At 63.0% G+C, this 22,995-nt stretch carries 23 protein-coding genes; 13 read left to right on the top strand and 10 right to left on the bottom strand.

Annotated elements, in window-relative coordinates; all coding sequences use genetic code 11:
* Genes hprK through EI185_RS06025 form a run of 6 tightly spaced genes read left to right on the top strand, consistent with a single transcriptional unit; the run spans position 1 to position 3,930 of the window.
* Positions 1 to 942, top strand: a complete 942-nt coding sequence (hprK, locus tag EI185_RS06050; RefSeq protein WP_124704273.1) for an HPr(Ser) kinase/phosphatase — start codon at positions 1 to 3, stop codon at positions 940 to 942.
* Complete coding sequence (gene rapZ, locus EI185_RS06045; RefSeq protein WP_124704272.1) at positions 942 to 1,775, top strand: RNase adapter RapZ; 834 nt, start codon at positions 942 to 944, stop codon at positions 1,773 to 1,775. The genes hprK and rapZ overlap by 1 nt, the downstream gene beginning before the upstream one ends.
* Entirely contained in the window at positions 1,772 to 2,146 is a 375-nt protein-coding gene (locus EI185_RS06040) for a NusG domain II-containing protein (RefSeq protein WP_223247701.1), read from the top strand. Before rapZ ends, EI185_RS06040 begins: the two co-directional genes overlap by 4 nt.
* Positions 2,127 to 2,669 (top strand): Gx transporter family protein, encoded by a 543-nt coding sequence (locus tag EI185_RS06035; RefSeq protein ID WP_124704231.1) that lies wholly within the window; start codon positions 2,127 to 2,129, stop codon positions 2,667 to 2,669. The genes EI185_RS06040 and EI185_RS06035 overlap by 20 nt, the downstream gene beginning before the upstream one ends.
* Entirely contained in the window at positions 2,666 to 3,292 is a 627-nt protein-coding gene (locus tag EI185_RS06030) for a flavin prenyltransferase UbiX (RefSeq protein WP_124704230.1), read from the top strand. Before EI185_RS06035 ends, EI185_RS06030 begins: the two co-directional genes overlap by 4 nt.
* A 47-nt stretch (positions 3,293 to 3,339) precedes the next feature.
* A complete protein-coding gene (locus EI185_RS06025) occupies positions 3,340 to 3,930 on the top strand; it encodes an LON peptidase substrate-binding domain-containing protein (RefSeq protein WP_223247700.1) in 591 nt (196 codons plus the stop codon).
* Positions 3,931 to 3,991: 61 nt separating this feature from the next.
* Here the strand turns inward: EI185_RS06025 and EI185_RS06020 are convergent, their stop codons facing one another.
* From EI185_RS06020 to secB, 4 genes are all read right to left on the bottom strand, one after another.
* A complete protein-coding gene (locus EI185_RS06020; protein WP_124704229.1) occupies positions 3,992 to 4,516 on the bottom strand; it encodes a DsrE family protein in 525 nt (174 codons plus the stop codon).
* A gap of 159 nt (positions 4,517 to 4,675) precedes the next feature.
* Entirely contained in the window at positions 4,676 to 5,668 is a 993-nt protein-coding gene (locus tag EI185_RS06015) for an NAD(P)H-dependent glycerol-3-phosphate dehydrogenase (protein ID WP_124704228.1), read from the bottom strand.
* Entirely contained in the window at positions 5,665 to 6,111 is a 447-nt protein-coding gene (locus tag EI185_RS06010; protein WP_124704227.1) for an SH3 domain-containing protein, read from the bottom strand. The genes EI185_RS06015 and EI185_RS06010 overlap by 4 nt, the downstream gene beginning before the upstream one ends.
* Position 6,112: 1 nt before the next feature.
* Entirely contained in the window at positions 6,113 to 6,568 is a 456-nt protein-coding gene (gene secB, locus EI185_RS06005) for a protein-export chaperone SecB (RefSeq protein WP_124704226.1), read from the bottom strand.
* Positions 6,569 to 6,729: 161 nt separating this feature from the next.
* Here secB and EI185_RS06000 point away from each other — a divergent pair, with 161 nt between their 5' ends.
* The gene (locus EI185_RS06000) at positions 6,730 to 8,514 is read left to right on the top strand and encodes an ABC transporter ATP-binding protein/permease (protein WP_124704225.1); all 1,785 of its coding nucleotides are present in this window, start codon (positions 6,730 to 6,732) and stop codon (positions 8,512 to 8,514) included.
* Positions 8,515 to 8,586: 72 nt separating this feature from the next.
* Positions 8,587 to 9,645: a hypothetical protein gene (locus EI185_RS05995; RefSeq protein ID WP_124704224.1), complete on the top strand. Its 1,059-nt coding sequence runs from the start codon at positions 8,587 to 8,589 to the stop codon at positions 9,643 to 9,645.
* 2 nt (positions 9,646 to 9,647) lie between these two features.
* On the opposite strand, the gene EI185_RS05990 is transcribed toward EI185_RS05995, so the two are convergent.
* Complete coding sequence (locus EI185_RS05990; RefSeq protein WP_124704223.1) at positions 9,648 to 10,637, bottom strand: ribose-phosphate diphosphokinase; 990 nt, start codon at positions 10,635 to 10,637, stop codon at positions 9,648 to 9,650.
* A gap of 92 nt (positions 10,638 to 10,729) precedes the next feature.
* Between EI185_RS05990 and EI185_RS17980 the strand changes: the two genes are divergently transcribed.
* Both EI185_RS17980 and EI185_RS05985 read left to right on the top strand, forming a co-directional pair.
* The gene (locus tag EI185_RS17980) at positions 10,730 to 10,900 is read left to right on the top strand and encodes a hypothetical protein (protein WP_189836308.1); all 171 of its coding nucleotides are present in this window, start codon (positions 10,730 to 10,732) and stop codon (positions 10,898 to 10,900) included.
* Positions 10,901 to 11,066: 166 nt separating this feature from the next.
* Positions 11,067 to 11,516, top strand: coding sequence for a CBS domain-containing protein (locus tag EI185_RS05985; protein ID WP_124704222.1), 450 nt, complete (start codon positions 11,067 to 11,069; stop codon positions 11,514 to 11,516).
* 58 nt (positions 11,517 to 11,574) lie between these two features.
* Here the strand turns inward: EI185_RS05985 and EI185_RS05980 are convergent, their stop codons facing one another.
* From EI185_RS05980 to EI185_RS05960, 5 genes are all read right to left on the bottom strand, one after another.
* A complete protein-coding gene (locus EI185_RS05980; RefSeq protein ID WP_124704221.1) occupies positions 11,575 to 14,403 on the bottom strand; it encodes an AMP-binding protein in 2,829 nt (942 codons plus the stop codon).
* Between the two features lie 97 nt (positions 14,404 to 14,500).
* On the bottom strand, positions 14,501 to 15,754 hold the full coding sequence (locus EI185_RS05975) for an alpha/beta hydrolase family protein (protein ID WP_223247699.1): 1,254 nt from the start codon (positions 15,752 to 15,754) through the stop codon (positions 14,501 to 14,503).
* Complete coding sequence (locus tag EI185_RS05970) at positions 15,747 to 17,459, bottom strand: AMP-binding protein (RefSeq protein ID WP_124704220.1); 1,713 nt, start codon at positions 17,457 to 17,459, stop codon at positions 15,747 to 15,749. Before EI185_RS05970 ends, EI185_RS05975 begins: the two co-directional genes overlap by 8 nt.
* A gap of 182 nt (positions 17,460 to 17,641) precedes the next feature.
* Positions 17,642 to 18,811: a mechanosensitive ion channel family protein gene (locus EI185_RS05965; protein WP_124704219.1), complete on the bottom strand. Its 1,170-nt coding sequence runs from the start codon at positions 18,809 to 18,811 to the stop codon at positions 17,642 to 17,644.
* A gap of 161 nt (positions 18,812 to 18,972) precedes the next feature.
* Entirely contained in the window at positions 18,973 to 21,138 is a 2,166-nt protein-coding gene (locus EI185_RS05960; RefSeq protein ID WP_124704218.1) for a UvrD-helicase domain-containing protein, read from the bottom strand.
* Between the two features lie 104 nt (positions 21,139 to 21,242).
* Between EI185_RS05960 and EI185_RS05955 the strand changes: the two genes are divergently transcribed.
* The 3 genes from EI185_RS05955 to EI185_RS05945 are packed head-to-tail and all read left to right on the top strand — an operon-like array spanning position 21,243 to position 22,982.
* Complete coding sequence (locus tag EI185_RS05955) at positions 21,243 to 21,626, top strand: rhodanese-like domain-containing protein (protein WP_124704217.1); 384 nt, start codon at positions 21,243 to 21,245, stop codon at positions 21,624 to 21,626.
* A 1-nt stretch (position 21,627) separates the two neighbouring features.
* Positions 21,628 to 21,879: a MoaD/ThiS family protein gene (locus EI185_RS05950; protein WP_189836307.1), complete on the top strand. Its 252-nt coding sequence runs from the start codon at positions 21,628 to 21,630 to the stop codon at positions 21,877 to 21,879.
* A gap of 2 nt (positions 21,880 to 21,881) precedes the next feature.
* Positions 21,882 to 22,982, top strand: coding sequence for a COX15/CtaA family protein (locus tag EI185_RS05945; RefSeq protein ID WP_223247698.1), 1,101 nt, complete (start codon positions 21,882 to 21,884; stop codon positions 22,980 to 22,982).
* The last annotated feature ends 13 nt before the right edge of the window (positions 22,983 to 22,995 follow it).

The raw sequence follows: 22,995 nt of genomic DNA, 5'->3' as shown, positions 1-22,995 counted from the left end.
ATAGCCTCGATTCCGGTCAGCCGGATGTATGAGGCGATGCGCCAGACTCTGGAACTCCACTGGCTATCCGGAAAACAGGGCGGCGAGCGGCTATTGGCTAGCGACACCGTGCAGAAGCCCTCGCTGGCACTGGTTGGCCATCTCAATTTCGTCCATCCGAACCGCGTGCAGGTTCTTGGCTGTGCGGAAATGGACTATCTCCGCAGCCTCGACAAGGATGCCATGGCCCAGGCCATCCGCAGCCTGTTTTCCACCGAGCTGGCCGCGATTATTGTGGCCAATGGCGAACCGGTGCCGCCGGATCTGCTGGCAACTTCCAGAGCCAGCCAGACGCCCTTGTTTACCTCACCACAACCCAGTCCGCAACTCATGCCGGTACTGTCTCACTACCTTACCCAGGTATTGGCTGAATCCACCAGCGTGCACGGGGTCATGCTCGAAGTCATCGGCATCGGCGTAATGATTACCGGCGACGCGGCAGTGGGCAAAAGCGAGCTGGCGCTGGAGCTGATCACACGCGGCCACCGCCTGATCGCGGACGACATGGTGGACATGTACAAAGTCGCGCCCGAAACGCTTGAAACCCATTGCCCGCCGCTGTTGCAGGATTTTCTTGAAGTGCGCGGCCTGGGCATTCTCAACATCCGCACCCTGTTCGGCGACACGGCCGTCAAGCTGCAAAAAAACCTCAAGCTCATCGTGCACCTGAAAGCCCCTGAAGAAGACGGGAGTGAAAATATTTCACGCCTCGACATGCATGCATCCAGCGAAGTCATCCTTGGCGTCACCGTGCCCAAGGTACGCATCCCGGTTGCCGCCGGGCGCAATCTGGCAGTCCTGGTGGAAGTTGCGGCGCGCAATCACATCCTGCGCATGCGCGGCATCAACAGTGCCGAGCAGTTCGTCACCCGCCAGCAACAGTTCATGGACGATAACCCATGATGCACCTGGTATTGATCAGCGGCCTGTCCGGTTCCGGCAAGAGTATTGCGCTGAATGTACTGGAAGACGCAGGCTATTATTGCATCGACAACCTGCCCGCCAATCTGTTGCCTGAAACCATCCAATTCCTGTCCGAACATGGATACGACAAGGCGGGCATCAGCGTCGATGCACGCAGCGGCGAATCGTTCCTGGAGCTGCCCGGCCTGGTCACCGAATTGCGCAAGCAGGTGGACTTGCGCGTGATTTTTCTTGAATCCAAAATTGAAACGCTGGTGCGGCGTTTTTCTGAAACGCGGCGCCGCCATCCGCTTAGCAGCGACACGCGTTCGCTGCGCGAGGCGATCGTGCACGAGCGCGACCTGCTCGGCGACATTGCCGAACTCGGCCAACGCATCGACACCAGCGATCTTTCCACCAACAGCCTGCGCGCCTGGATCAAGGATATTATCGCGCTGGAAAATGCCAGCTTCACGCTACTTTTCGCTTCGTTCGGTTTCAAGCACGGCATCCCGCTCGATGCCGACCTGGTATTCGACGTACGCTGCCTGCCCAATCCGCACTACGACCCTAAACTGCGCCCGCAAACCGGACGCGACGCCGATGTCATCGCATTCCTTGATGGCGTGCCCGCGGTCTCCGACATGCTTGCCGACATTCGCGCCTATGTAGCCAAATGGCTGCCCTGCTACATTTCCGACAACCGCGCCTATCTCACCGTCGCCATCGGTTGCACCGGCGGCCAGCATCGTTCGGTGTATTTTGCCGAGCATCTTGCCGCGCATTTTGTCGCCACCCAGCAAACCCTGGTACGCCATCGGGAGCTGGCTTGAAATATCATCACCTGTTGCGCCCCGGCGACTGGATGGTGCTGGCAGCGGGCGGCGTCACCGTCGCCAGCCTGGCGCTCGCATTCTGGTTTGGCGCGCCCGGGCAGCGTCTGGTCATCAAACGCGGCGGCCACCTGTTTCTGGAAACCTCGCTCAACCATCCGCGCACTATCGATGTGCCCGGCCCGCTGGGCACCACCCGCGTCGAGATCGAAGACAAGCGCGCGCGGGTATTGTCCGACCCCGGCCCGCGCCAGCTGTGCGTGCATCAGGGCTGGTTGAGCCGTGCCGGGCAGGCCGCCATCTGCCTGCCCAATCAGGTCAGTGTGGAAATCACAGGACGCGTCAAAAGCTATGACAGCCTCAACTATTAAGCTGAATGCCAGCCCGGAGGATCACCGCATCGCGCGCATGGCGGCGCTGGCGATCGGGCTGACCCTGATGGAAGCAGCGCTGCCCTCCCCGCTGCCCGGCGTCAAACCCGGATTGGCGAACATCGTCACCTTACTGGTACTGAAACAGCATGGCATGCGCACCGCAGCGTGGGTATCGGCGTTGCGGGTGGTGGCAGGCAGCCTGTTGTTGGGCAGCTTCCTGACGCCCGGATTTTTTCTCAGCGCAGGCGGCGCAATGGCCAGCCTGGCCGTGCTGTGGCTGGCGCAGCGCCTGCCTGAACAGCTGTTCGGCGCGGTCAGCCTGAGCATACTTGCCGCTTTTGCACATATCGCCGGGCAAATGGCGATCGTTTATTTCTGGCTGATCCCCACATCGGGCGTGCTCTACCTTACGCCTGTATTCGCCGCTGCCGCACTGGTATTCGGCCTGGTCAACGGGCTGGTTGCAGCGCACCTGCTGGCGACGCCGCTCCCGGCCACCGTCTCCGAGGAGCCCGCATGAATCCCCCACGTACCGTCACGCTCGCCCTGACCGGCGCCTCAGGCATGCCTTACGGCCTGCGTCTGCTGGAATGTCTGCTGCAAGCAGATGTACAGGTTTACCTGCTGACTTCCAGCGCCGCACATATCGTCGCCAAACAGGAGCTGGATCTCACGCTGCCCGCACGCGCCGCCGAACTGGAGTCTTTTCTCGGCCAGCGCTATCACGCCCAACCCGGTCAGCTGCGCGCATTCGGCCGCGAGGAATGGTTTGCGCCGGTCGCCTCCGGCTCGAATCCGGCGGATGCCATGGTAGTTTGCCCGTGCACCATGGGCACACTCGCAGCCATTGCCCAGGGGCTGGCCGACAACCTCATCGAGCGCGCTGCCGACGTGGCCATCAAGGAACAGCGCAAACTTATCCTGGTACCGCGCGAAACGCCCTATTCCGCATTGCATCTGGAAAACATGCTGAAGCTGGCCCGGCTCGGTGCGATCATCCTGCCGCCCAATCCCGGCTTCTATCACCATCCCGGGAGTGTTGAGGATCTGGTTGATTTCGTGGTGGCGCGCATCCTCGACCATCTCCATATTACGCACGAACTGATGCCGCGCTGGGGAGACGCGAAGGGTGATCCGGCTTGAATTGGTTAAAGAAAAATCTGCCGCTTATATTTGATCGGATACATAACGTGCAAACCCTGGAAATTCCGATTTTCACACTGAATACGGTGCTCTATCCCGACAGTCTGTTGCCGCTGAAAATTTTTGAGCAGCGCTACATGGACATGGCCAAAGCCTGCATGAAAGACCATCTGCCGTTTGGTGTGTGTCTGATTCAGGCCGGTGAAGAAGTCGGTGCGCCGGCGACCCCCCATGCCGTCGGCACGCTGGCGCGCATCATCAACTGGGATATGCCGCAGTTGGGGATATTGCAGATTACCGCACGCGGCGAACAGCGTTTTCTGATCGAAGACAGCAAGGTCGGTGCGAATGGCCTGATCAGCGCTCAAGTCAGCGTATTGTCCCAGGAAACCGCCCAGTCGATACCGGCCGAATATGCTGCCTGCCAGGATGTGTTGCGGCACATTATTGAAGAACTGGGCGAATCACACTTTACCCCATTGCAAATGGACAATGCCACCTGGGTTGGCTATCGCCTGGCGGAGGCCCTGCCGATCAAGTCCTCCGCCAGGCAGGATTTGCTGGAAATGAACGACGGCATGACGCGTCTGAAAATTTTGCTGGAATTTCTCAAACGCCAGGGATTGGCGGAACGATAAGCTGCCCGGAAATTCTGAAACCGGCCCGCTACGGGCCGGTTTCAGTTTCGCAATAAACGGACTATTTTTTCAGTTGCGGCTGGTCGATGTAACGAACGTCTTTGGTGGAGAGCGGAAGCGGGTTGATATATTTGTACCCGCGTCCTTCCCAGTAGGCGATTTCGGGAAATCCTGCCGGCACCACGGTAATGAAACCGTGCATGTCCTCGGCATTGAAGCCGGCAGCATGCATGGCGTTATTGCACATCTTGAACTCCACCCCGTCTTTCGCCAGTTCCGCCATCTTGTCTACAATGCCCTGGTATTTTTCGTAATTTTCCTTCGCAAACGCGCGCAACTCGGGGCCATGGGTCACCACCACGACCTTGCCATGCGTGACCTTCTGGGTATTCTTGATATAGTTGTAAAGAAGATTCAGCTTCTGCGGGTCATCGTAGTTGACGTCGAACACCGTGTCGGTGACCGGCATCGCGTGCATGTCTACCTTGGCGGTGCCGTAGGGCGCAAACGCTTCAGCAAAAACCTGTTGCCCAGGCACCAGGGCAAATGTTGCGGCGACAGCCACGCCGATCAGTCTGATTTTCATTTTTTATGTCTCCTTCTCTGTTATGGATGCGCAACTTGCATCGGCCCGGCCGCGCACTATTGCCGGGTTTCCTGCCGCCATGAACGGCGGTTGTTCGCAGCAGCATGCGCCTGATCATACGCCCACTCCCCCGCTTTGGGCTGGCCTGTCATGGCCCGTTTACTGCAGGCTCTCCGCCTTGCGGTCGCGGTTCAGCAAATCGTCGACGACGGCGCGCGGCGCCACACCTTCGTAGAGCACCCGGCACACCGCATGGGTAATGGGCATGTCGACGCCCAGCGTGGTGGCCAGCCTGCCCACTTCGCGTGCGGTGGTAACGCCTTCCGCGATGTGTCCGAGGGCCCGCAAGATGGCTTCCAGGCTCTCGCCAGCGGCCAGGCGCAAGCCAAGCTGACGGTTGCGCGACAGGTCGCCGGTACAGGTCAGAATCAGATCGCCCATGCCGGTGAGTCCCATGAAGGTTTCCATGCGGCCGCCCAACGCCAGACCGAGGCGGCTGATTTCAGCCACACCACGGGTAATCAACGCGGCGCGGGCGTTATGTCCGAAATGCAATCCATCGGAAATGCCGGCGGCGATGGCGATGACATTCTTCAATGCGCCGCCCAGTTCGACGCCGATCACGTCATTGCTGGTATACACGCGCAGACGGCCACCGTGCAACGCAGCGGCCGCTTCACGCAATGCTGACGCATCGTTTGTTGCCAGGGTGAGCGCAGTAGGCAAACCGGCGGCGACTTCCTGGGCAAAGCTGGGGCCGGATAATACGCCGCGCGCCACCTCATCGGGCAGCTCTTCCTGCGCGACCTGGTGCGGCAGTTTCATGGTGCCCGCTTCAAAGCCTTTGCATACCCAGACCAGCGGCGCGCGCTGATCAAGTGCTGACAATTGCTTCAACACACTGCGAAATGCACCGCTGGGCGTTGCGACCAGAACCAGCTCCGCGTGCGCCAACGCAGCGGGCAGATCGTTGTTGAGACCAAGCTGATCCGGTAACGTCACGCCGGGCAGGTAGCGCGGATTGCTGCGTGTCGCATTCATGCTGGCGATCTGATCGGCATCGCGTGCCCACAGCGTGACTGCATGACGGGAAGCCAGCACCACCGCCAGCGCGGTACCCCAGGCACCGGCGCCGAGGACGGTGATGTTCATACCCCCCACACCTGGCTGAGTTTAATGTAACCGCTACTATTGTTGGGCAGCAGCACTCGCACCCAGCCACTTGGCAGGGTTTCCTGCCATTCCAGCATGACACCTTTTTCGGCCCGCGCGGTAATGGGCGCACTATCCTCCGCAGCGCTGCGTATTTCGGCCTGCGCAGCTTTCACCACCAGCATATGTTTGCTGGTAGCAGCCAGCTGGCCGGCCTCTATCCAGGCCAGCGCGCCGCTGCTATCGCGCACTTTCAGCCAGTTGTCCACGCTCACGACCACCTCCACCGGATAGCCGCGGCCGACGACGAACAGTTTCTTGGCCATGCTGGAAGGTGCATCGTACAAAATCGCGGCCGGCACAGAAACCGAACGATAATCGAGCGCCTGCGCGGGCAGCGCAAACAGCGCAGACAGGGCGAATATCAGGCGCAGTCGTTTCATATCAGTTGAGCGGCGTGCCCGGGGCCGGAGCCTGCTGTTGCTGCATGTACATGGCTTCGAAATTGACCGGATTGAGGATAACGGGGGGGAATCCGGCACGGCTCACTACATCGGAAATGGTCTCGCGCAAATACGGGAACACGATATTCGGGCAGCCTATGCCCAGTACTGCATCCATCTGATCGGCGGGCACGTTTTCGATGCGAAAAATTCCTGCCTGGGCAGCCTCTACCAGGAACATGACCTTCTCGCTGAGCTTGGCGGTAATGGTGGCGGTGAGCACGACTTCGAACACGCCCTCCCCCACGTTGCTGTTCTGTGTGGCAAGCTGCACATCGATCTGCGGCGCTTCGCGCTCGAGAAAAATTTGCGGCGCGTTGGGCACCTCCACCGACATGTCCTTGACGTAGAGTTTTTCGATCCCGAAAACGGGTTGCTGCTGGTCTTGCTCGCTCATTTGGATTTCCTGATGTTCAAAAAGCTGATTTTAACCCGCTCGGGCTGCATTTGTGTGACCGGTTTACAGGCAACATGTTCGATAGCAGTTGAATCTTTACCGCAGCGCTGTTGTCTGCTGCTTCGGCAGCCATGAAACGTCTCGACGCTAAGGAATAAAATATGGATTGGAACCACGAACTCCTCGACAGTATCGTCTGGCTCGGCAAGGCGTTTGCCATCAGCATGCTGGGCATGACTGTAAGCGTTGCGCTGCTCGGCATCTTCACGGTCTGGGGACGGCAGTTCCGCCGCCTCACCTGGGCGTTTTTCAGCCCGAAACGCAGCTTGTTGCCGCTCGCCGGCCTGACGCTGATTGTGCTGATGACGCTGTTTTCCGTGCGCATGAACGTGCTGTTTTCGTTCTGGTACAACGGTTTTTATACCGCCATGCAGAAACTCGATGCCAAGGCGTTCTGGTTCATGCTGCTGGTGTTCGCGGTACTGGCGGCGGTGCACGTGACGCGCACGCTGTTCAACTTTTATCTGCGCCAGGCTTTCCTGATTCACTGGCGCGCGTGGCTGACCGACAATCTGGTCGAACGCTGGCTGGCGCATCAAGGCTACCATCGTAGCCAATATGTGCCCAATGCCCCCGACAATCCGGACCAGCGTATCCAGCAGGACGTGGAGAGTTTTGTCAGCGGCTCGCTCAACCTGTCGATGGGCCTGCTCGACGCGGTGGTCTCGCTGTTTGCGTTCACTGTCATTCTGTGGGGGCTGTCGGGTGCACTGGCGTTGTTTGGGGTCGAGATTCCTCGCGCCATGGTTTTCCTGGTCTATCTCTATGTGATTGTGGCCACGGTGTTTGCGGTATGGATCGGGCGTCCGCTGATCCGCCTCAGCTTTCTCAGCGAACAGCTTAACGCCAACTTCCGCTATGCATTGATCCGCCTGCGCGAATACGGCGAGAGCATCGCATTTTTTCGCGGTGAAACCGTGGAGCGCGGCAATCTGCTAACGCGCTTTGCCAGCGTGATCCAGAATATGTGGGCGATCGTTTATCGCTCGCTCAAATTCCAGGGCTTCAATCTCGCCATCAGCCAGGCCGCCGTGGTGTTTCCGTTCATCGTGCAGGCACCGCGCCTGCTTGCAGGCAAGATCACCCTGGGCGACATGATGCAGACTGCACAGGCGTTCGGTCAGGTGCAGGATGCGCTGTCCTTCCTGCGCAGTTCGTACGACGAATTCGCCGGCTACCGTGCCGTACTCATTCGTCTCACCGGCTTTCTCGACAGCATGGATGCCGCCGCCTTGCTCCCTTCCGCACACATCGTACCCAGCCAGCACAGCGTTACCATTGAAGCGCTCACCGTACGCACCCCTGCACAAATTGCGCTGGTGGAAAACCTCAACCTCAGCCTGACCGCCAATACCGCGCTGCTGATACGCGGCCGCTCCGGCATCGGCAAAACCACCCTGTTACGCGCGGTCGCGGGTCTGTGGCCTTATGTGGACGGCAGCGTGACGCGCCCGGTTGAACAACAGGCGCTGTTCCTGCCGCAAAAACCCTACCTGCCGCTCGGCACCCTGCGCGGTGCTCTGTATTACCCGGCAAGCCCACTGATGGGCAATCAGGCCGCCCATGTGCTGCAGCAATGTCATCTCGGCCACCTTGCCAGCCGGCTCGATGAAACTGCCGACTGGGGCAGCATCCTGTCGCTGGGCGAACAGCAACGCCTGGCCATCGGCCGCGCACTGTTGAGCCAGCCGCAGGTGGTGTTCCTCGACGAAGCCAGCTCTGCCATGGACGAAGGCCTGGAACACGCCATGTACCGACTCCTGCGTCAGGTGCTGCCCAAATCCATTCTGGTCAGCGTAGGACACCGCAGTAGTTTGCTGGAATTTCACACCCAGGAATTGACGCTGCTGGGCAACGGAAAATGGCAGTTGAGTGCTTTGGTGTAGCGAATTACAAGCTGGCGATAGTGCGATGGCCAGGCAGTGGGGATTGGCGCGCAAATCGCTTATCATTGACCGATGGAAAAAAGCCGCATGCCACACCCGCCATCCCGGCCAGAGCAGACCTCCTCCCCCACGCTGGAGGCCAAGGTCGCGTTCCTGGGACGGCCGGGCGCTTACCCTGAGGCGCCCGCGCGGGTGGAAGCGGTGGAGACCCACATGTCCTGGGTCTTCCTCACCGATACCCATGCTTACAAGCTGAAGAAACCGGTGCGCTACGACTACCTGGACTTCAGCACCGTTGAGGCGCGCCGCCTGGACTGCGAGCAGGAGGTGCGGCTCAACCGCCGTCTGGCTGCCGATGTCTATCTGGGCGTGATCCCACTGGTACTCGACGCGGGGGGCTGCTTGAGCGTCGGCGGGCCGGGGGAGGCGGTGGACTGGCTGGTGCAGATGCGACGGTTGCCTGCGCAACGCATGCTTGATCATCTGATCCGCAACGGGACGGTCAAACCAGCGGAAATCAGCCTGCTGGCTCGCCGGCTCGCGCGCTTCTACGCCGCAGCGGCGGCTGATGCCATCACGCCTGAGGCGTATCGACAGCACCTGGCCAAGCGCATCAAAGCTAATCTGCGGGAGCTCACCAGCGCGGAATTCGGACTGGACAAAGACGTGCCGGAGCGTCTCGCCCGCTTCCAGCTCGGCTTCCTGGAAACCCACACCGGGCTGTTCGATAGCCGCGTGCGCCAGGGCCGCATCGTCGAGGGCCACGGTGATCTCAGGCCGGAGCACGTGTGCCTGTTGCCCGAACCGGTCGTCATCGATTGTCTGGAGTTCAACCGCGAATACCGCATCCTCGATCCGGCGGACGAACTAGGCTATCTGGCTCTGGAGTGCGAGCGGCTGCACGCGCCGGAAGTGGGCCGCTGGCTGCTGGAAAGTTATACCGAAGCGAGTGGCGACGTCCCGCCCGCCGCCCTGCTCCATTTCTACCAGAGCTGGCGGGCGGTCTTGCGTGCCACGCTCGCCATCTGGCACCTGCGCGATGACGGGCGCCACCCCCACAAAAAATGGGTGGAAACCACCATGGAATACCTGGAACTGGCGCAGCGGCATGCGGCAGCGGCAGCAAGCTGACGCTAGGCACCTGCCAGCAGTTCGACCAGCGAACCCCCGCTGTGCAGGCGCCGGATGGCCTCGGCGAACAGGGGGGCGGACGCCAGCACCTCCACCCGGCTACCCAGCAGCGCCGGCGGCAGCCGGAACGGGGGGATGGCGTCGGTGACCAGTACCTTGTCCAGCGCCGGGTCGGCCAACACCTGGCCCGCCGCGCCGACGAACACGCCGTGGCTGACTGCGGCATACACCCGCTTCGCCCCCAGCGCCTTGCAGGCGGCGGCTGCCCGCGCCAGGGTGGTGCCGGTACTGATCAGGTCGTCGATGATGATGGCCGTCCTGCCGCCTACCTCGCCGACCACGGCCGCGCCGGAAACCACGCCTTCGCTGCGGCTCTTCTCCATGAAGGTTGAAGCAACGGGTCGGCCGAGCGCACGGGCCAGGGCCTGACGGAAGGCTTCCGCCCGCTTCACCCCGCCCACGTCCGGCGAAACCACCACAACAGCTTCGTCCTGCAGCCGTGCCGCGAACCAGGCCACGAACAGCCCGCTGGCTTCCAAGTGTTCGGCCGGGATGCGGAAGGCATTCTGGTAGGCGGCCGGATTGTGCACGTCCAGGGTCAGCACCCGGTCCGTGCCCAGCGTTTCGAACAGCTGGGCCACATAGCGGCTGCTGACCGGGTCGCGCGACTTGCTCCTGCGGTCCTTGCGGGCATAGGCCAGATAGGGGCAGACGGCGGTGACCCGCGCAGCGGAAGCGTCCTTCACTGCGCCAATAAAAAACAGCAGGCGGACCAGCTTGTCGTTGACGCTCATGCCCGGCTCTCCGTAGAGCGACTGGATCACATACACATCCTTGCCGCGCACGTTTTCCAGCGGCCTGGCCTTGTGTTCGCCGTCCTCGAACTCGCGTTCCTCATGCGCGCAAAGCGCTACCCCAAGATCCTTGGCCACCCGCTCGCCGTATGGGCGGCTGGTATCAAGGGCAAACAGGCAAAGATCATCCAGAGTCATCGAACTGTCTCCTCGCTTTTCGCGGGTGATGGCGTAATTTTCATAATGTGCCAGACTGAATCATAGAGTATGTCCATACGAAAGGAGAGGCCATGGAACCCAAGGAATGTTTTTTCCAGGAACAATTCGGCCACTGCTGGATGGAGGACAGCCAGTGGCTGTTCCAGGCGCTGGACGTGCGCGAACAGCCGCTGGGCGAACCCGTCAAGGTCGAACTGGGAGAGTTGCTTTTCCATCATGATGAAGACGAAGAACTGCATTAGGACGCGTTACGCCGCCCGGGAGCCTGCCGGGCTTGAAGTATCGTAGCGAAATGGTTCAAGCAGGCAATCCGCATCGCGGATGTTCGCAAAATTTGCGCCTGGTCAAGGAACGCTTCCTGGCTGCGGCAGGAAGCGACACAGTCACACTGAAGGAAGGGAAATCATCATGGCCATTGGAGAACTCTGCAACCGCGAAGTCATTATCGTAGCGCCGGAAACCACGATCGGCGAAGCGGCCCGGCTCATGCGCCAGCACCATGTCGGCGACGTGGTCGTGGTCACGGAAAAAGATGGGCGCCGCAAACCGGTCGGCATCGTGACCGACCGTGATGTGGTAGTGGAAGTGGTCGCCACCGGACTTGATCCCGCCACGCTCACCGTGGGAGACATCATGGTGCCGGACTTGGCGACCGTGCAGGAAAAAACCGGCGTGTTCGAGGCCATCCGCTACATGCGTGACCAGGGAGTGCGCCGCATGCCGGTGGTGGGTGAGGATGGCAGCCTGGTCGGCATCCTGGCGCTGGACGATCTGCTCGAACTGCTGGCGGAGGAACTGGGGGCGCTCTCCCGTCTGGTGACGCGCGAGCAGGGCAAGGAAGTCAAGGATCGGCACTGATCGTCAAAATGGCGGCAATGTTGGCATGGTTGACCGGCGTATTGCCCCACCTGTTGCGTCAGGCGGCCGCGTCGGCTTCCTCCAGTTGCGCCAGTATCCGGCGGCGTGCGCTATCGCGCAATTGCAACGCGGCCTGCCAGTCACTCCCTGCAGCCGATAACGGCGCGCCGACCTGCACCTGGAGTGCGCTGTAATGCGGCCGTAATGCTTCGCCGCGCAGCAGGGTACGGGTGCCGGTCAGAGTGACCGGTACCACGGGCGTGCCAGCGCGTGCGGCGACGACGAACGCGCCGAGTCGGAACGGCAGCAGCCCCGGCTGGATCTGGAAGGTACCTTCGGGGAAGAAGACCAGGGATTCGCCAGCGCGCGCGCGCTCCTCCAGGCCGCGTGCATCCTCCACGCTGCGCACGCTGTCGAAACGCTCGACAAAAGCGCTGCCGAGCCGGCGCAGCGGAATGCCGGCGGCCGGCTTGCGCAGCAACTCCTGTTTGGACACATAGGCGAATCGGGCCGGCAGCACCGCGGTGAGGATGAGCGCATCCAGGTAGCTGGCGTGGTTGGCCACCACGATTACCGGGCCGCGGCCGGCGAGGTAGTGCAATCCCTGCACCCGCGGCGTCAGGCCGGTCAGCGCCAGCGCAAGGCGCGCGCTCGCCCTGGCGCTGCGGCGGCGCAGCGCCAGGGTAGGGGCCAGCACGATCAACAGCCAGGCGAGGGGCACGATGGCGACGAAAACCATCCAGGCCCAGGCGCTCCACGCCGACTCGGCGCCACGCCGCAGCAGGCGGCCAGTCTGTGCCACGGCTCCGGCCCAGGCCAGCCGCACCAGTTGCCGCCACGGCGCGCGCTGCGCGCTGATCAATTCGCCGCGTTCGTAGCGTTCGCGGCAAGCGGCGCGGCGAATCTTGCCGCTGGAGGTCTTCAGCACGGTGCGCGGCGGCGCCAGCACGATGTCGTCGGCCGGCATGCCGATCAGGTCGACGGCGAGGCGATTGATCTCTGCCAGTATCCGGCTGCGTTCCTCGGATGCAACCGGCGCACGCGTCTCGGCCAGCACCACCAGCCGCTCCGTGCCTTGGTTCGCGTCGGTCGCCGGGAACACCGCCACACCGCCACGGCGCACGCCGCGCACCTGGCTCACCGCCTCTTCCAGTTCCTGCGGATGAATGTTGTGCCCGCCGCGGATGATGATGTCCTTCTCGCGCCCGGTAAGATAGAGCTCGCCTGCTGCGAGATAGCCCAGGTCGCCGCTGTTGAGCCACGGCCCGTCGAATAGGCGCGCCGTCGCCTCGTGGTTGTGGAAATAGCCGCCTGTCGCGGATGGCCCGCGAAACTGCACGCGTCCCTGCGTGCGTTCGGGCAGTTCGCCTCCGTCGCCATCGACAATGCGGATGTCGTGGCCGGGCAGCGGCAGGCCGCAGGAAACGATGCGCAGCGCGTGCGCATCGTCCATCAGCGCGGCACGGGCGATCCCTGCGGTCGACAGCGCGCCGCGGTCCACGCGGTCGATCAGCGGACCGCGGCCGGGCGGCGGAAACGCCAGCCCCACGGAGGATTCCGCCAGGCCGTAGACCGGCGTCATGGCATCGGGACGGAAGCCGAAGCGGGCGAAGCGCGCGGCGAAATGCGCGATCGTCTCGGGGCTGACCGGCTCGGCGCCGTTGTAGGCCAGCCGCCAGCAGCTCAGGTCGAGGCCATCAAGGTCGCGATCATCGAGCCTGTTGGCGCACAGTTCATAGGCGAAATTGGGCGCCGCCGAGACGGTGGCGCGATGCTGGTGGATGGCCCACAACCAGCGCCCCGGCCGGCCAAGGAAGGCGAGCGGCGACATCAACACCAGCCGGAATCCGGCGCTGAGGCTGCCCATGCAGGCGCCGATCAGCCCCATGTCGTGGTACAGCGGCAGCCAGGACACGAAAATGTCGGCAGCGGTAACCCCCGAGGCGCGCTCCATCGCGCGCAGGTTGGCGAGCAGGTTGGCGTGGGTCAGCACCACCCCCTTGGGGTTGCCGGTACTGCCGGAGGTGTATTGCAGCAAGGCGATATCCTGCGCGTCCACGCGCGGCAAGGGTGGCACCGCGCCGGGAAGGGACAGATCCGCGACGGTCGCGACGGCGCGCAACGAGGCGCACTGCGCACGCAGCAGGTGGCCGAGCAGCTTGGCACGGTCGTCGGTGACGAACATGGCGGCCTCGGCATTGGCGACGATGCCGGCGATACGCCGCATGTGATCCTCGATTTGCGCAGGACGCGCCGGCGGGTACAGCGGCACCGGCACGCAGCCGGCGTAGAGCGCGCCATAAAATGCGGCGAAAAACCCGCGTCCGGTGGGGAGCATAATGGCGACCCGGTCGCCAGCACCTGAACCCGAGGCGACCCGGCCTCCTTCGCCCAGGCCATGGGCGAGCAGCCCGGCAGCCAGCGCCTGAGCTTCTGCCTGCAGCATGCGATAGCTGATGTCCTCGCTGCGCTCGTCCTCGACATAGAGCGTGATGTGCGTCCGCTCGCCGTGCATCGCGACATGCCAGTCGAGCATCTCGATCAGCGTGGCGGCAGTTTGCGGCGCAGGCTCGACCCCTACCGCAGCCGTCGCCGGTATCTCGGCCGGAGCGGGCGCCCCGCTAGCGGCAGCACCCGCCATTTGCCGCAGCAGATCGCGCGGTGTTTCAGCCTCGGCGAACGCTGCCTCGCCAAGCCTGACGCCCAGTTCGCGCTCGATGCGGGCGAGCAGTTCCACGCGCGCCAGGCTGTCCAGGCCGAAATCGCGCTCCAGCGCATGATCCAGACCCAGGCGGTCGATGCCATTCGCTCCCGGCCGCAGTTCGTGCGCAAGACCGCGTACGATGTCGAGCAGTTGCGGCGTCTCGGCGTGGTTGGAAATCGTCATGTCTGCCTCCATCATGCCTGTTTTATAGCGCATGGTGCCGCACCCAGCAGCCACAGGCCGAGCGCCTTGGCGCGTGGGTCGGCATGCCGCCATCCGCTCATGCTGCCTCCTGGCGTTGCGCGAGCAGCAGGTCGATCACCCGCCACAGCCGCCACAGGTCGGGCAGATCCTCGCTCCAGAAACGCCACGACAGCAGATGCGGAATACTCAGGTCCACATGCCCGAGCACACGATGGATGATAAACGCCGTGGCCTGTCCCTTTGGCGCGGCGGCGGCGAGCGCCAGGCTTTCCGTATAGGGAATGAGATTGTCATTTTTTCCGTGCACCAGGATGAGCCGCGCCTTGAGTCGCTTCAGATCGTGACGCGACAGGTCGAGGCGCGCGATGTCCGTGCGCATGGCCGCCGGCAGTTGCGCCAGCAGTTCCGGAAAGCGTGCGGGATCGCTGTTGGCTGCCAGCGCATACACCGCCCGGCCAGCGGCGCTCAACTGCGCGGCGAGCGGCGTCAGGTCGGCGTGGGGATCCCGGGTGCGCCACGTCACCATGCGGTCGAATACCGCGCCGTCGCGCTGGTCCGCCAGGTAGCCCAGGCTGGAATAGAGCAGCACCATTTTGCCGGTGTCGTCCGGGGTAATGTGGTGCCACTTGCCCGCATGCTCGAACCAGCCGGTGGTGAAGAAGCGCATTGCGCGCGGCAAGTCATAGTAACCCCCCACACCCACAATGAAGCGCACCTGCTCGCGGATGTCGGGTTGCAGCGCGGCGAGCAGCGTGGGGCCGACTGCATAGCTGAAGGCAAACATACCGGCGCGGCCGCCGGGGGCAAGTTCGGGGCGGCTGACCAGGTAGGCGAACGCATCCGCGATCTCGCGCGCGTCCGCGGGGCGGATGCGCAATTCCCGAAAACCGGCAAGGTCGGGCACCAGCACCGCAAAGCCGGCGCGCGCCAGGGTCGCAGCGAAAGCGGTGAGGCGCGGGTCGTCCTTGCCCTGCGGCACCGCGCCGGGCACCACCACGATGGCCGCGCGCGGACAGTGCTTGCCGCGCGCGGCCGCATCCCGTGGTTCAACAGCGGCCCGGGAGACACAACCGCCCAGCGAACCCGGCAGGTACAGGTCGGCGTGGTGCAAGCGCCCCGACACCGTGTAGGAAATGCTGCGCCGCAGCGGCGCAGCGGTGGTCTGCTTGAGCCGTGAAGGGCCTTGCGCCGCAGCAAAATCCTGCAGCACCAGCGCGGCTTCGTAGTAGCGCTGCGGCGCGCATCCCGCCAGCAGGACGAGCAGCGCCACGGCCAGCACGCCGCGCGCCAGCCAGGGGGGCGCTTGCCGGCCCTGGCTGCGCTCAGGCATCGCAGGCTCGGGGGGCGGCGCTGGCGGAGGCGGCGTGCTCCTGTTTCAGCTCTCTGCGCAGAATCTTGCCGATGGCGGACTTGGGCAGCTTGTCACGAAATTCCACCTGCTTGGGCACCTTGTACGCGGTCAGGTTCGCCTTGCAGTGTGCAATCACTGCGGCGGCGGTGAGCGCCGCATCCTTCTTCACCACAAAGACCTTGACCGCCGCGCCGCTCTTCTCATCCGGGACGCCCACCGCGCCCACTTCCTTGACGCCGGGATGCATCATCACCACCTCCTCGACCTCGTTGGGGTAGACCTTGAAGCCCGACACCACGATCACGTCCTTGCAGCGGTCGATGAAGCGGATGACGCCGTGCGCGTCCATCACGCCCATGTCCCCGGTACGCAGCCAGCCGTCGGTGCCGAGGACGCGGGCGGTTTCTTCCGGCATGTTCCAGTAGCCGCGCATCACTTGCGGCCCCTGCACGCAGAGTTCGCCCTCCTCGCCCAGCGGCAGCTCGCGCCCCGCCTCGTCCCGCATCGTCACCCGGGTGGAGGGGATCGGCATGCCGATCTTGCCGCTGAACGCCTTGGCGTCGAGCGGATTGGCGCAGACGATGGGGGAGGCCTCGGTCAGGCCATAGCCCTCGATCAGCGCCACTCCCATCGTCTGCTGCCAGCGCTCCGCCACCGCGCGCTGCACCGCCATGCCTCCCGCCACCGCCACCTTGAGCGCACCGGCGTTGGCCTGCTTCACTTTGTCGAAGCCGGGCGCGTTGAGCAGCATATTGAACAGGGTGTTGACGCCGACGATGGCGGTGAAGCGGGTGTTGCGCAGTTCCCGCACGAAGCGCGGAATGTCGCGCGGATTGGTGATGAGGACGTCGTTCGCGCCCCACTTCACAAACAGCAGCAGGTTGGCCGTGAGCGCGAAGATATGGTAGAGCGGCAGCGGCGTGATGATGACCTCCTCGCCTTCCTTGAGCGTGCCGCCGATCCAGGCCGAGGTCTGCTCCACGTTGGCCAGCAGGTTGCCGTGGGTCAGCATCGCGCCCTTGGCTACGCCGGTTGTCCCGCCGGTATATTGCAGAAAGGCGATGTCCGCGTGCGTGAGCGGCACATCGCTCAGCGTGTGGCGCGCGCCGAGTTTCAACGCGGTGTTGAAGGCCACCGCGCCCGGCAGGCTCCAGCGCGGCACCATGCGCTTGATCCGCTTGATGACGAAGTTGACCAGGCACGCCTTGACCGGCGGGAACAGGTCGCCTACCCGGGTGGTGATCACGTGGCGCACGGCGGTTGCCGCGACGACCTCCTGCAAGGTATGCGCGAAGTTCTCCAGCACCACCACGGCCACCGCACCGGAGTCGGCCAGCTGATGCTGCAGTTCGCGCGCGGTGTAGAGCGGATTGACGTTGACCACCACCATGCCGGCGCGCAGCGCGCCGAACAGCACCACCGGGTATTGCAGCAGGTTGGGCAGCATGATGGCCACCCGCTCGCCCTTGCGCAATCCGGCCACCTGCTGCAAGTAGGCGCCGAAATCCCGGGACAGGCGATCGAGTTCGCCATAGCTCAGGGTGACACCCATGTTGGTGAAGGCGGGGCGCTCGCGGAACCGCCCGCAACTCTGTTCGAGCATGTCCTTGAGCGAAGCGAAGCGGAAGATGTCGACTTCCGCCGGAACGCCTCGGGGGTAGTGCTGCAGCCAGACGGCTTCCATTCGGGTCTCCTTTACCGGGCCTGCGGGATTTCCCGTGCCCGAGTCACTACTCTAAGGTTATAGCCCGGATGGCTTGAACTGGTTGCCTGATGTGGATGGCCCCCGCTTCCGCGATCAGCAGGTCGCGGGCAGGGATGGTGTCTGGTTGGTCAGGCCGGTTCCAGCGTGACAAAGTCAATCTATCAAGGCGCCGCAGCAGGCGCTTCAGGACCGGCAGGCTGCTTGATTGCGGTTGAGTCGCCCAACCCTGCCCGTGTTGGCGGCGGAGCAGGCTGGGTCGATGCCGGGTGGCGTTCGGCCCGGTCAATCTCGGCGCGGACACGCGGCAAGCATTGCGGATATTCGCGTTGCACAAAATCAATCAACGCCTCGCGCACCCGACAACACAAATCCCATCGACGCGATGCGTCGGCAGCGCTGATCAGAGCCCGAATCTGCATGCCATGTTCGTTGCTGTCGACTACCTGGATCATTGACACGCGCTGATCCCATTCCGGTGCTGCCTTGCATACGCGTATCAGTTCTGCCCGCAACGGTGCGAGCGGCAAGCGGTAATCGAGCCACAAAAATACCGTACCGAGCAATTGCGATGTGCTACGTGTCCAGTTCTCGAACGGATGTTCAATGACCCATTGCAGCGGCACAACCAGGCGCCGCTCATCCCATATTTTCACCACCACGTAAGTCGAGGTAATTTCCTCGATACGGCCCCATTCATTTTCCATGATGACCACATCGTCGAGACGGATGGGCTGCGTCAACGCGATTTGCAGGCCGGCAATAAGATTGCCCAGCACCGGGCGAGCGGCGAGACCCGCGGCAATGCCGGCAACCCCTGCCGACGCCAGCAGACTGCCGCCGATCTGCCGCATGCCCGGCAACACCATCAGCGCCGAAGCCAGCCCGATCAGCAGCACAAAAAACATCACCGTGCGCGCCAGCACCCGCGTCTGGGTTTGTATTTGCCGCGCATGCATATTGTCGCTGGTATCCGTCGGGTGGAGCCGTATCACGGCTTCTCCCACCCCGGCAATGGCGCGCATCACCAGCCAGGTGATTGACAGCGTCAATGACATCGCCACAAGGTCACTGAAAATCTGTTGATGGCGCAATCCGTCGAGCGCCGCAGGCAGGGCCAGTTTCACGGCAAGCAAGGGCAGCACCAGCTTGGCTGGACAGGCCGTGTAATCCACTACCACGCTGCTCACGGTGTTAGAGCGCGTGAGACGGCGCAACATCGCATAAATGACCGCATAAGCAATCAACGCCAGCACCACAACGCCCATCGTCACCAATGCGAAAGTCAGCCACGGATAGGCCTGGACGTCCTTTAATAAATAAGCCAGCTGCATTTTTCCCCCTATTTTTCCAGATGGGTAAGAAATTAGTGTGGCAGATAGCCGGGTGGTTCCCGACAAGGCGGATTGGATAGCGAGGGCCGGCTATTTCTTATCCCGATAGGCGCGCACGTCAAGCGTGTCGGCAAGGCGTCCCGAAAACTGCCGCCGCCCCTTCAGGCAGGTTCCAGCTTGGCGTACTCCAGCGCCAGCCACTTCATCCCGTTCGCGCCGCCGAAGTTGATCTGCACCCGCATGTCGTCGCCCTGCCCTTCCACGTTGACCACTACGCCGACGCCGAATTTGGCGTGGCGCACGTTCATGCCGATGCGCCAGGGCGAGGTGTTGCTGCGCACACTGGATGCGGGTGCCACGTAGCTGTCATAGCCAGCCGGGGCGGCTGCATTGCGCCGGGTGTTGACCAGCTTCAGCAGTGCCGGCGGCAGTTCGCCGATAAAGCGCGAAACGATGCCATAGCGCGTTTGCCCGTGCAGCATGCGGCTTTGCGCATGGCTTAAATACAGCCTGCGGCGCGCGCGGGTGATCGCCACATACATCAGGCGGCGTTCTTCCTCGATGCCGTCCTGCTCGTTCATGGACTGCTCGTGCGGGAACAGGCCCTCTTCCAGTCCGCCCAGAAACACCGCATGGAATTCCAGTCCCTTGGCGGCGTGCACAGTCATCAATTGCAGCGCATCGGTGCCCGCACCGGCCTGGTGGTCGCCCGCTTCCAGCGCAGCGTGAGCAAGAAAGCTCGCCAGCGGACCGCCGACCTCGTCGAGCTCGGCCATCGCTTCCGGATCGTTGGCGAATACGGTCGCGGCGTTGATCAGTTCGTTCAGGTTTTCCAGCCGGTCGGCGCCTTCTTTTTCGGCCAGGTAATGCGCCGCCAGGCCGCTGGCATGCAGCATGTGCTCGATCACTTCCGGCAACGGCAGCCCTTGCGTGCCCTCCTGCATGGCCAGCATCAAGGCGACGAAGCCGGGCAAGCCTTTGGCGCTGTCTTTGCTGGCGTCGGCCTTGGCGCGCGCGGCCTGCCACAGGCTCGTCCCGCCAGCCTGGGCGGCGTCGGCCAATTGTTCCAGCGTGCGCGCGCCGATGCCGCGGGTGGGGAAATTGACCACGCGGCTGAACGCGCCGTCGTCGTCCGGGTTGGCCAGCAGGCGCAAATAGGCCAGCGCATGCTTGACCTCCTGGCGCTCGAAAAATCGCAGCCCGCCGTACACGCGATACGGCACCCCGGCGCTGAACAGAGCGTGCTCCAGCACCCGCGATTGCGCGTTGGAGCGATACAGCAGCGCCATGTCCACCAGCGCCGTGCCTTCGCGTTGCAGCGCCTTGACTTCCTCGACGATGAAGCCGGCTTCTTCCTGATCGGAATACGCCTCGAACACGCGGATCGGCTCGCCGCTGCCTTCCGCTGTCCACAGGTTTTTTCCCAGCCGCGACTGGTTCTGCGTGATCAGCGCGTTGGCGGCGTCGAGAATGTTGCCGTGGCTGCGGTAGTTCTGCTCCAGCTTGATCACGTTGTCGCCGGCATAATCGCGCTGGAATTCGTTCATGTTGCCGGTATGCGCGCCACGGAAGGCATAGATCGACTGGTCGTCGTCGCCCACCGCCATCAGCACCGATTGCGCCCCGGCGAACTGCTTCAGCCAGCGGTATTGCAGGCGGTTGGTGTCCTGAAACTCGTCCACCAGGATGTGGCGAAAGCGCTCCTGATAATGCGCGCGCAGCACGTCGTTGCGGGCCAGCAGCTCGTAGGAACGCAGCAGCAGTTCCGGGAAATCGACCACGCCCTCGCGGTTGCACTGCTCGTCGTAGGCGGCGTAAAACTCCACCAGGCGCCGCGTGTAAGGATCGAACACCTCGATCTGCTGCGGGCGCAGGCCGGCTTCCTTGTTGCCGCTGATGAAGTACTGCACCTTCTTCGGCTCGAACTTCTCGGTGTCCACATTGAGCGACTTGAGCAGGCGCTTGACCGCGGAGAGCTGATCGGCCGTATCCAGTATCTGGAACAGCTGCGGCAGCCCCGCCTCGCGGTGGTGGGTGCGCAGCAGGCGATTGGACAGACCGTGAAAAGTGCCCACCCACATGCCGCGCGTGTTGATCGGCAGCATCGCGGTCAGGCGTGTCAGCATCTCCTTCGCCGCCTTGTTGGTAAAGGTCACCGCCAGGATGCCCAGCGGCGAGACCTGCCCGGTCTGAATCAGCCAGGCGATGCGCGTGGTGAGCACGCGCGTCTTGCCGCTGCCGGCCCCGGCCAGAATCAGCGCCGACTGGCCCGGCAGGGTCACGGCGGCAAGTTGCTCGGGGTTGAGCCCGTCGAGTAGGGAGGTCATGTTAAACTTTCAGATGGCGATTATTCTAAAAAATTCGCCCAGCGCTGTTATTCAGGGCGCGCTGAGCACACTTTTCAGATTCATTCGGTAACAAAGGATTATATATGCCCAAGCAACTCGGCTGCTTTATAAAAGAAGCGCGCAGCCATATCGAAGAATGGGATGCAGAATCCGCCCATGAAAATCTGCAAGCCGGCGACGTGCTGGTGGTGGACGTGCGCGAAGCCGACGAATTCGCACAAGGCCACGTACACGGTGCCATCAACATTCCGCGCGGCCTGCTCGAAGGCGCCGCCGACCCGAGCTACAAGCATCGCGACCCGCGCCTGTGCAACGCCCGCGACAAAACCATCCTGCTCTACTGCCAGGCCGGCGGGCGCTCGGCGATGGCGACCTGGGTGCTGAAGCAGATGGGTTTTGAGCATGTCTACAATATGGCCGGCGGACTGGAATGCTGGGAAGCCGAAGGCCTGGAACTGGAGTCATAACATGCTGCACATTCTGTATTTCGGCCATCTGGTCGATGCGCTCGGCAGCGCCTCCGAGGATTTCGAACTGCCGTCATCCCAGACCACCGTGGCGAGCCTGTGCGCTGCCCTGGCACAGCGCGGCGCTGTCTGGCACAGCGCTCTGATCGACAACAAGTCACTCAAGATCACCGTCAATAAACAGTTTGTGGACGCTGACAGCCAGCTCAAGGACGGCGACGAAGTCGCCTTCGTCGCTTTCATGGTGGGCTAATAATGGGCGCAGGGATGGGCATGGCGTCGGACCAGCAATGGCTGCAACTGGCGCTGACCGGACTCATGGTTGCGTTGCTGCCGCTGAGTTACGCCTGGGTCAAGGGCCGCCGCGATCGCTACCGCCAGCTGGTGTGGCTAACCCTGTTCCTCACCTTCGATCTGATCCTGTTCGGCGGCTTCACCCGGCTCACCGACTCCGGCCTGGGTTGCCCGGACTGGCCAGGCTGTTACGGTACTGCCAATCCATTTTTAGCCCATGCCAACATCCACGCTGCCGAGGCGCTGATGCCGAGCGGGCCGGTGACCTGGGCCAAGGCCTGGATCGAGATGATCCATCGCTACCTGGCAATGATGGTGGGCGTACTGATTATCGCGCTGATGGGGCTGGCGTGGTTCAAACGGCGCGAGCTGCGCCAATCGCCATGGCCGGCCACCGCGCTGTTCATACTGGTGTGCGTGCAGGGCGCATTCGGCGCGTGGACGGTGACGCTCAAACTGCAGCCGGTGATCGTCACCCTGCACCTGCTGCTCGGGTTGACCCTGCTCGGGTCGCTGGCCTGGCTGGCCGCGCGCAGCCAGCCGGCAGCCTCACACGATGCCGCAGCCAACCGGCTCAGCCCGTGGATCGCGCTCGGCATTGTATTGCTCGCAGTGCAGATCGCACTGGGCGGCTGGGTGAGCACCAACTACGCGGTACTCGCCTGCACCGATTTCCCGTTATGCAACGGCCAGCTGATCCCGACTATGGACTTCCGGCACGGCTTCACGCTGTGGCGCGCGCTCGGCAAAACCGCCAGCGGCGCGCTCCTCAGCCACGACGCACTGGTCGCCATCCACTGGACCCACCGCGTGTTCGCTGTCGTCGTCATCGCCTATCTGAGCTGGCTCGGCCTGCGCGCCCGCCGCAGCCTGACGCTGACCCGGCCCGCCCTCATACTCCTGGCGCTGATCGCCCTGCAATTCGCCAGCGGGCTATCCAACATTTTGCTGCAATGGCCGCTGCCTATCGCCGTCGCCCACAACGGCGGCGCAGCGGCGCTGCTGGTGACGCTGGTGTTCATGCTGACGCGGAGCGGGCCTGATACTAACCAGAAAGTTTAAGTGCGCACTGGAA

The sequence above is a fragment of the Sulfuriferula multivorans genome (assembly GCF_003851125.1).
In the GTDB taxonomy this organism is placed as follows: Bacteria; Pseudomonadota; Gammaproteobacteria; order Burkholderiales; family Sulfuriferulaceae; genus Sulfuriferula; species Sulfuriferula multivorans.
This window is presented reverse-complemented; position numbering and strand designations above follow the sequence as displayed.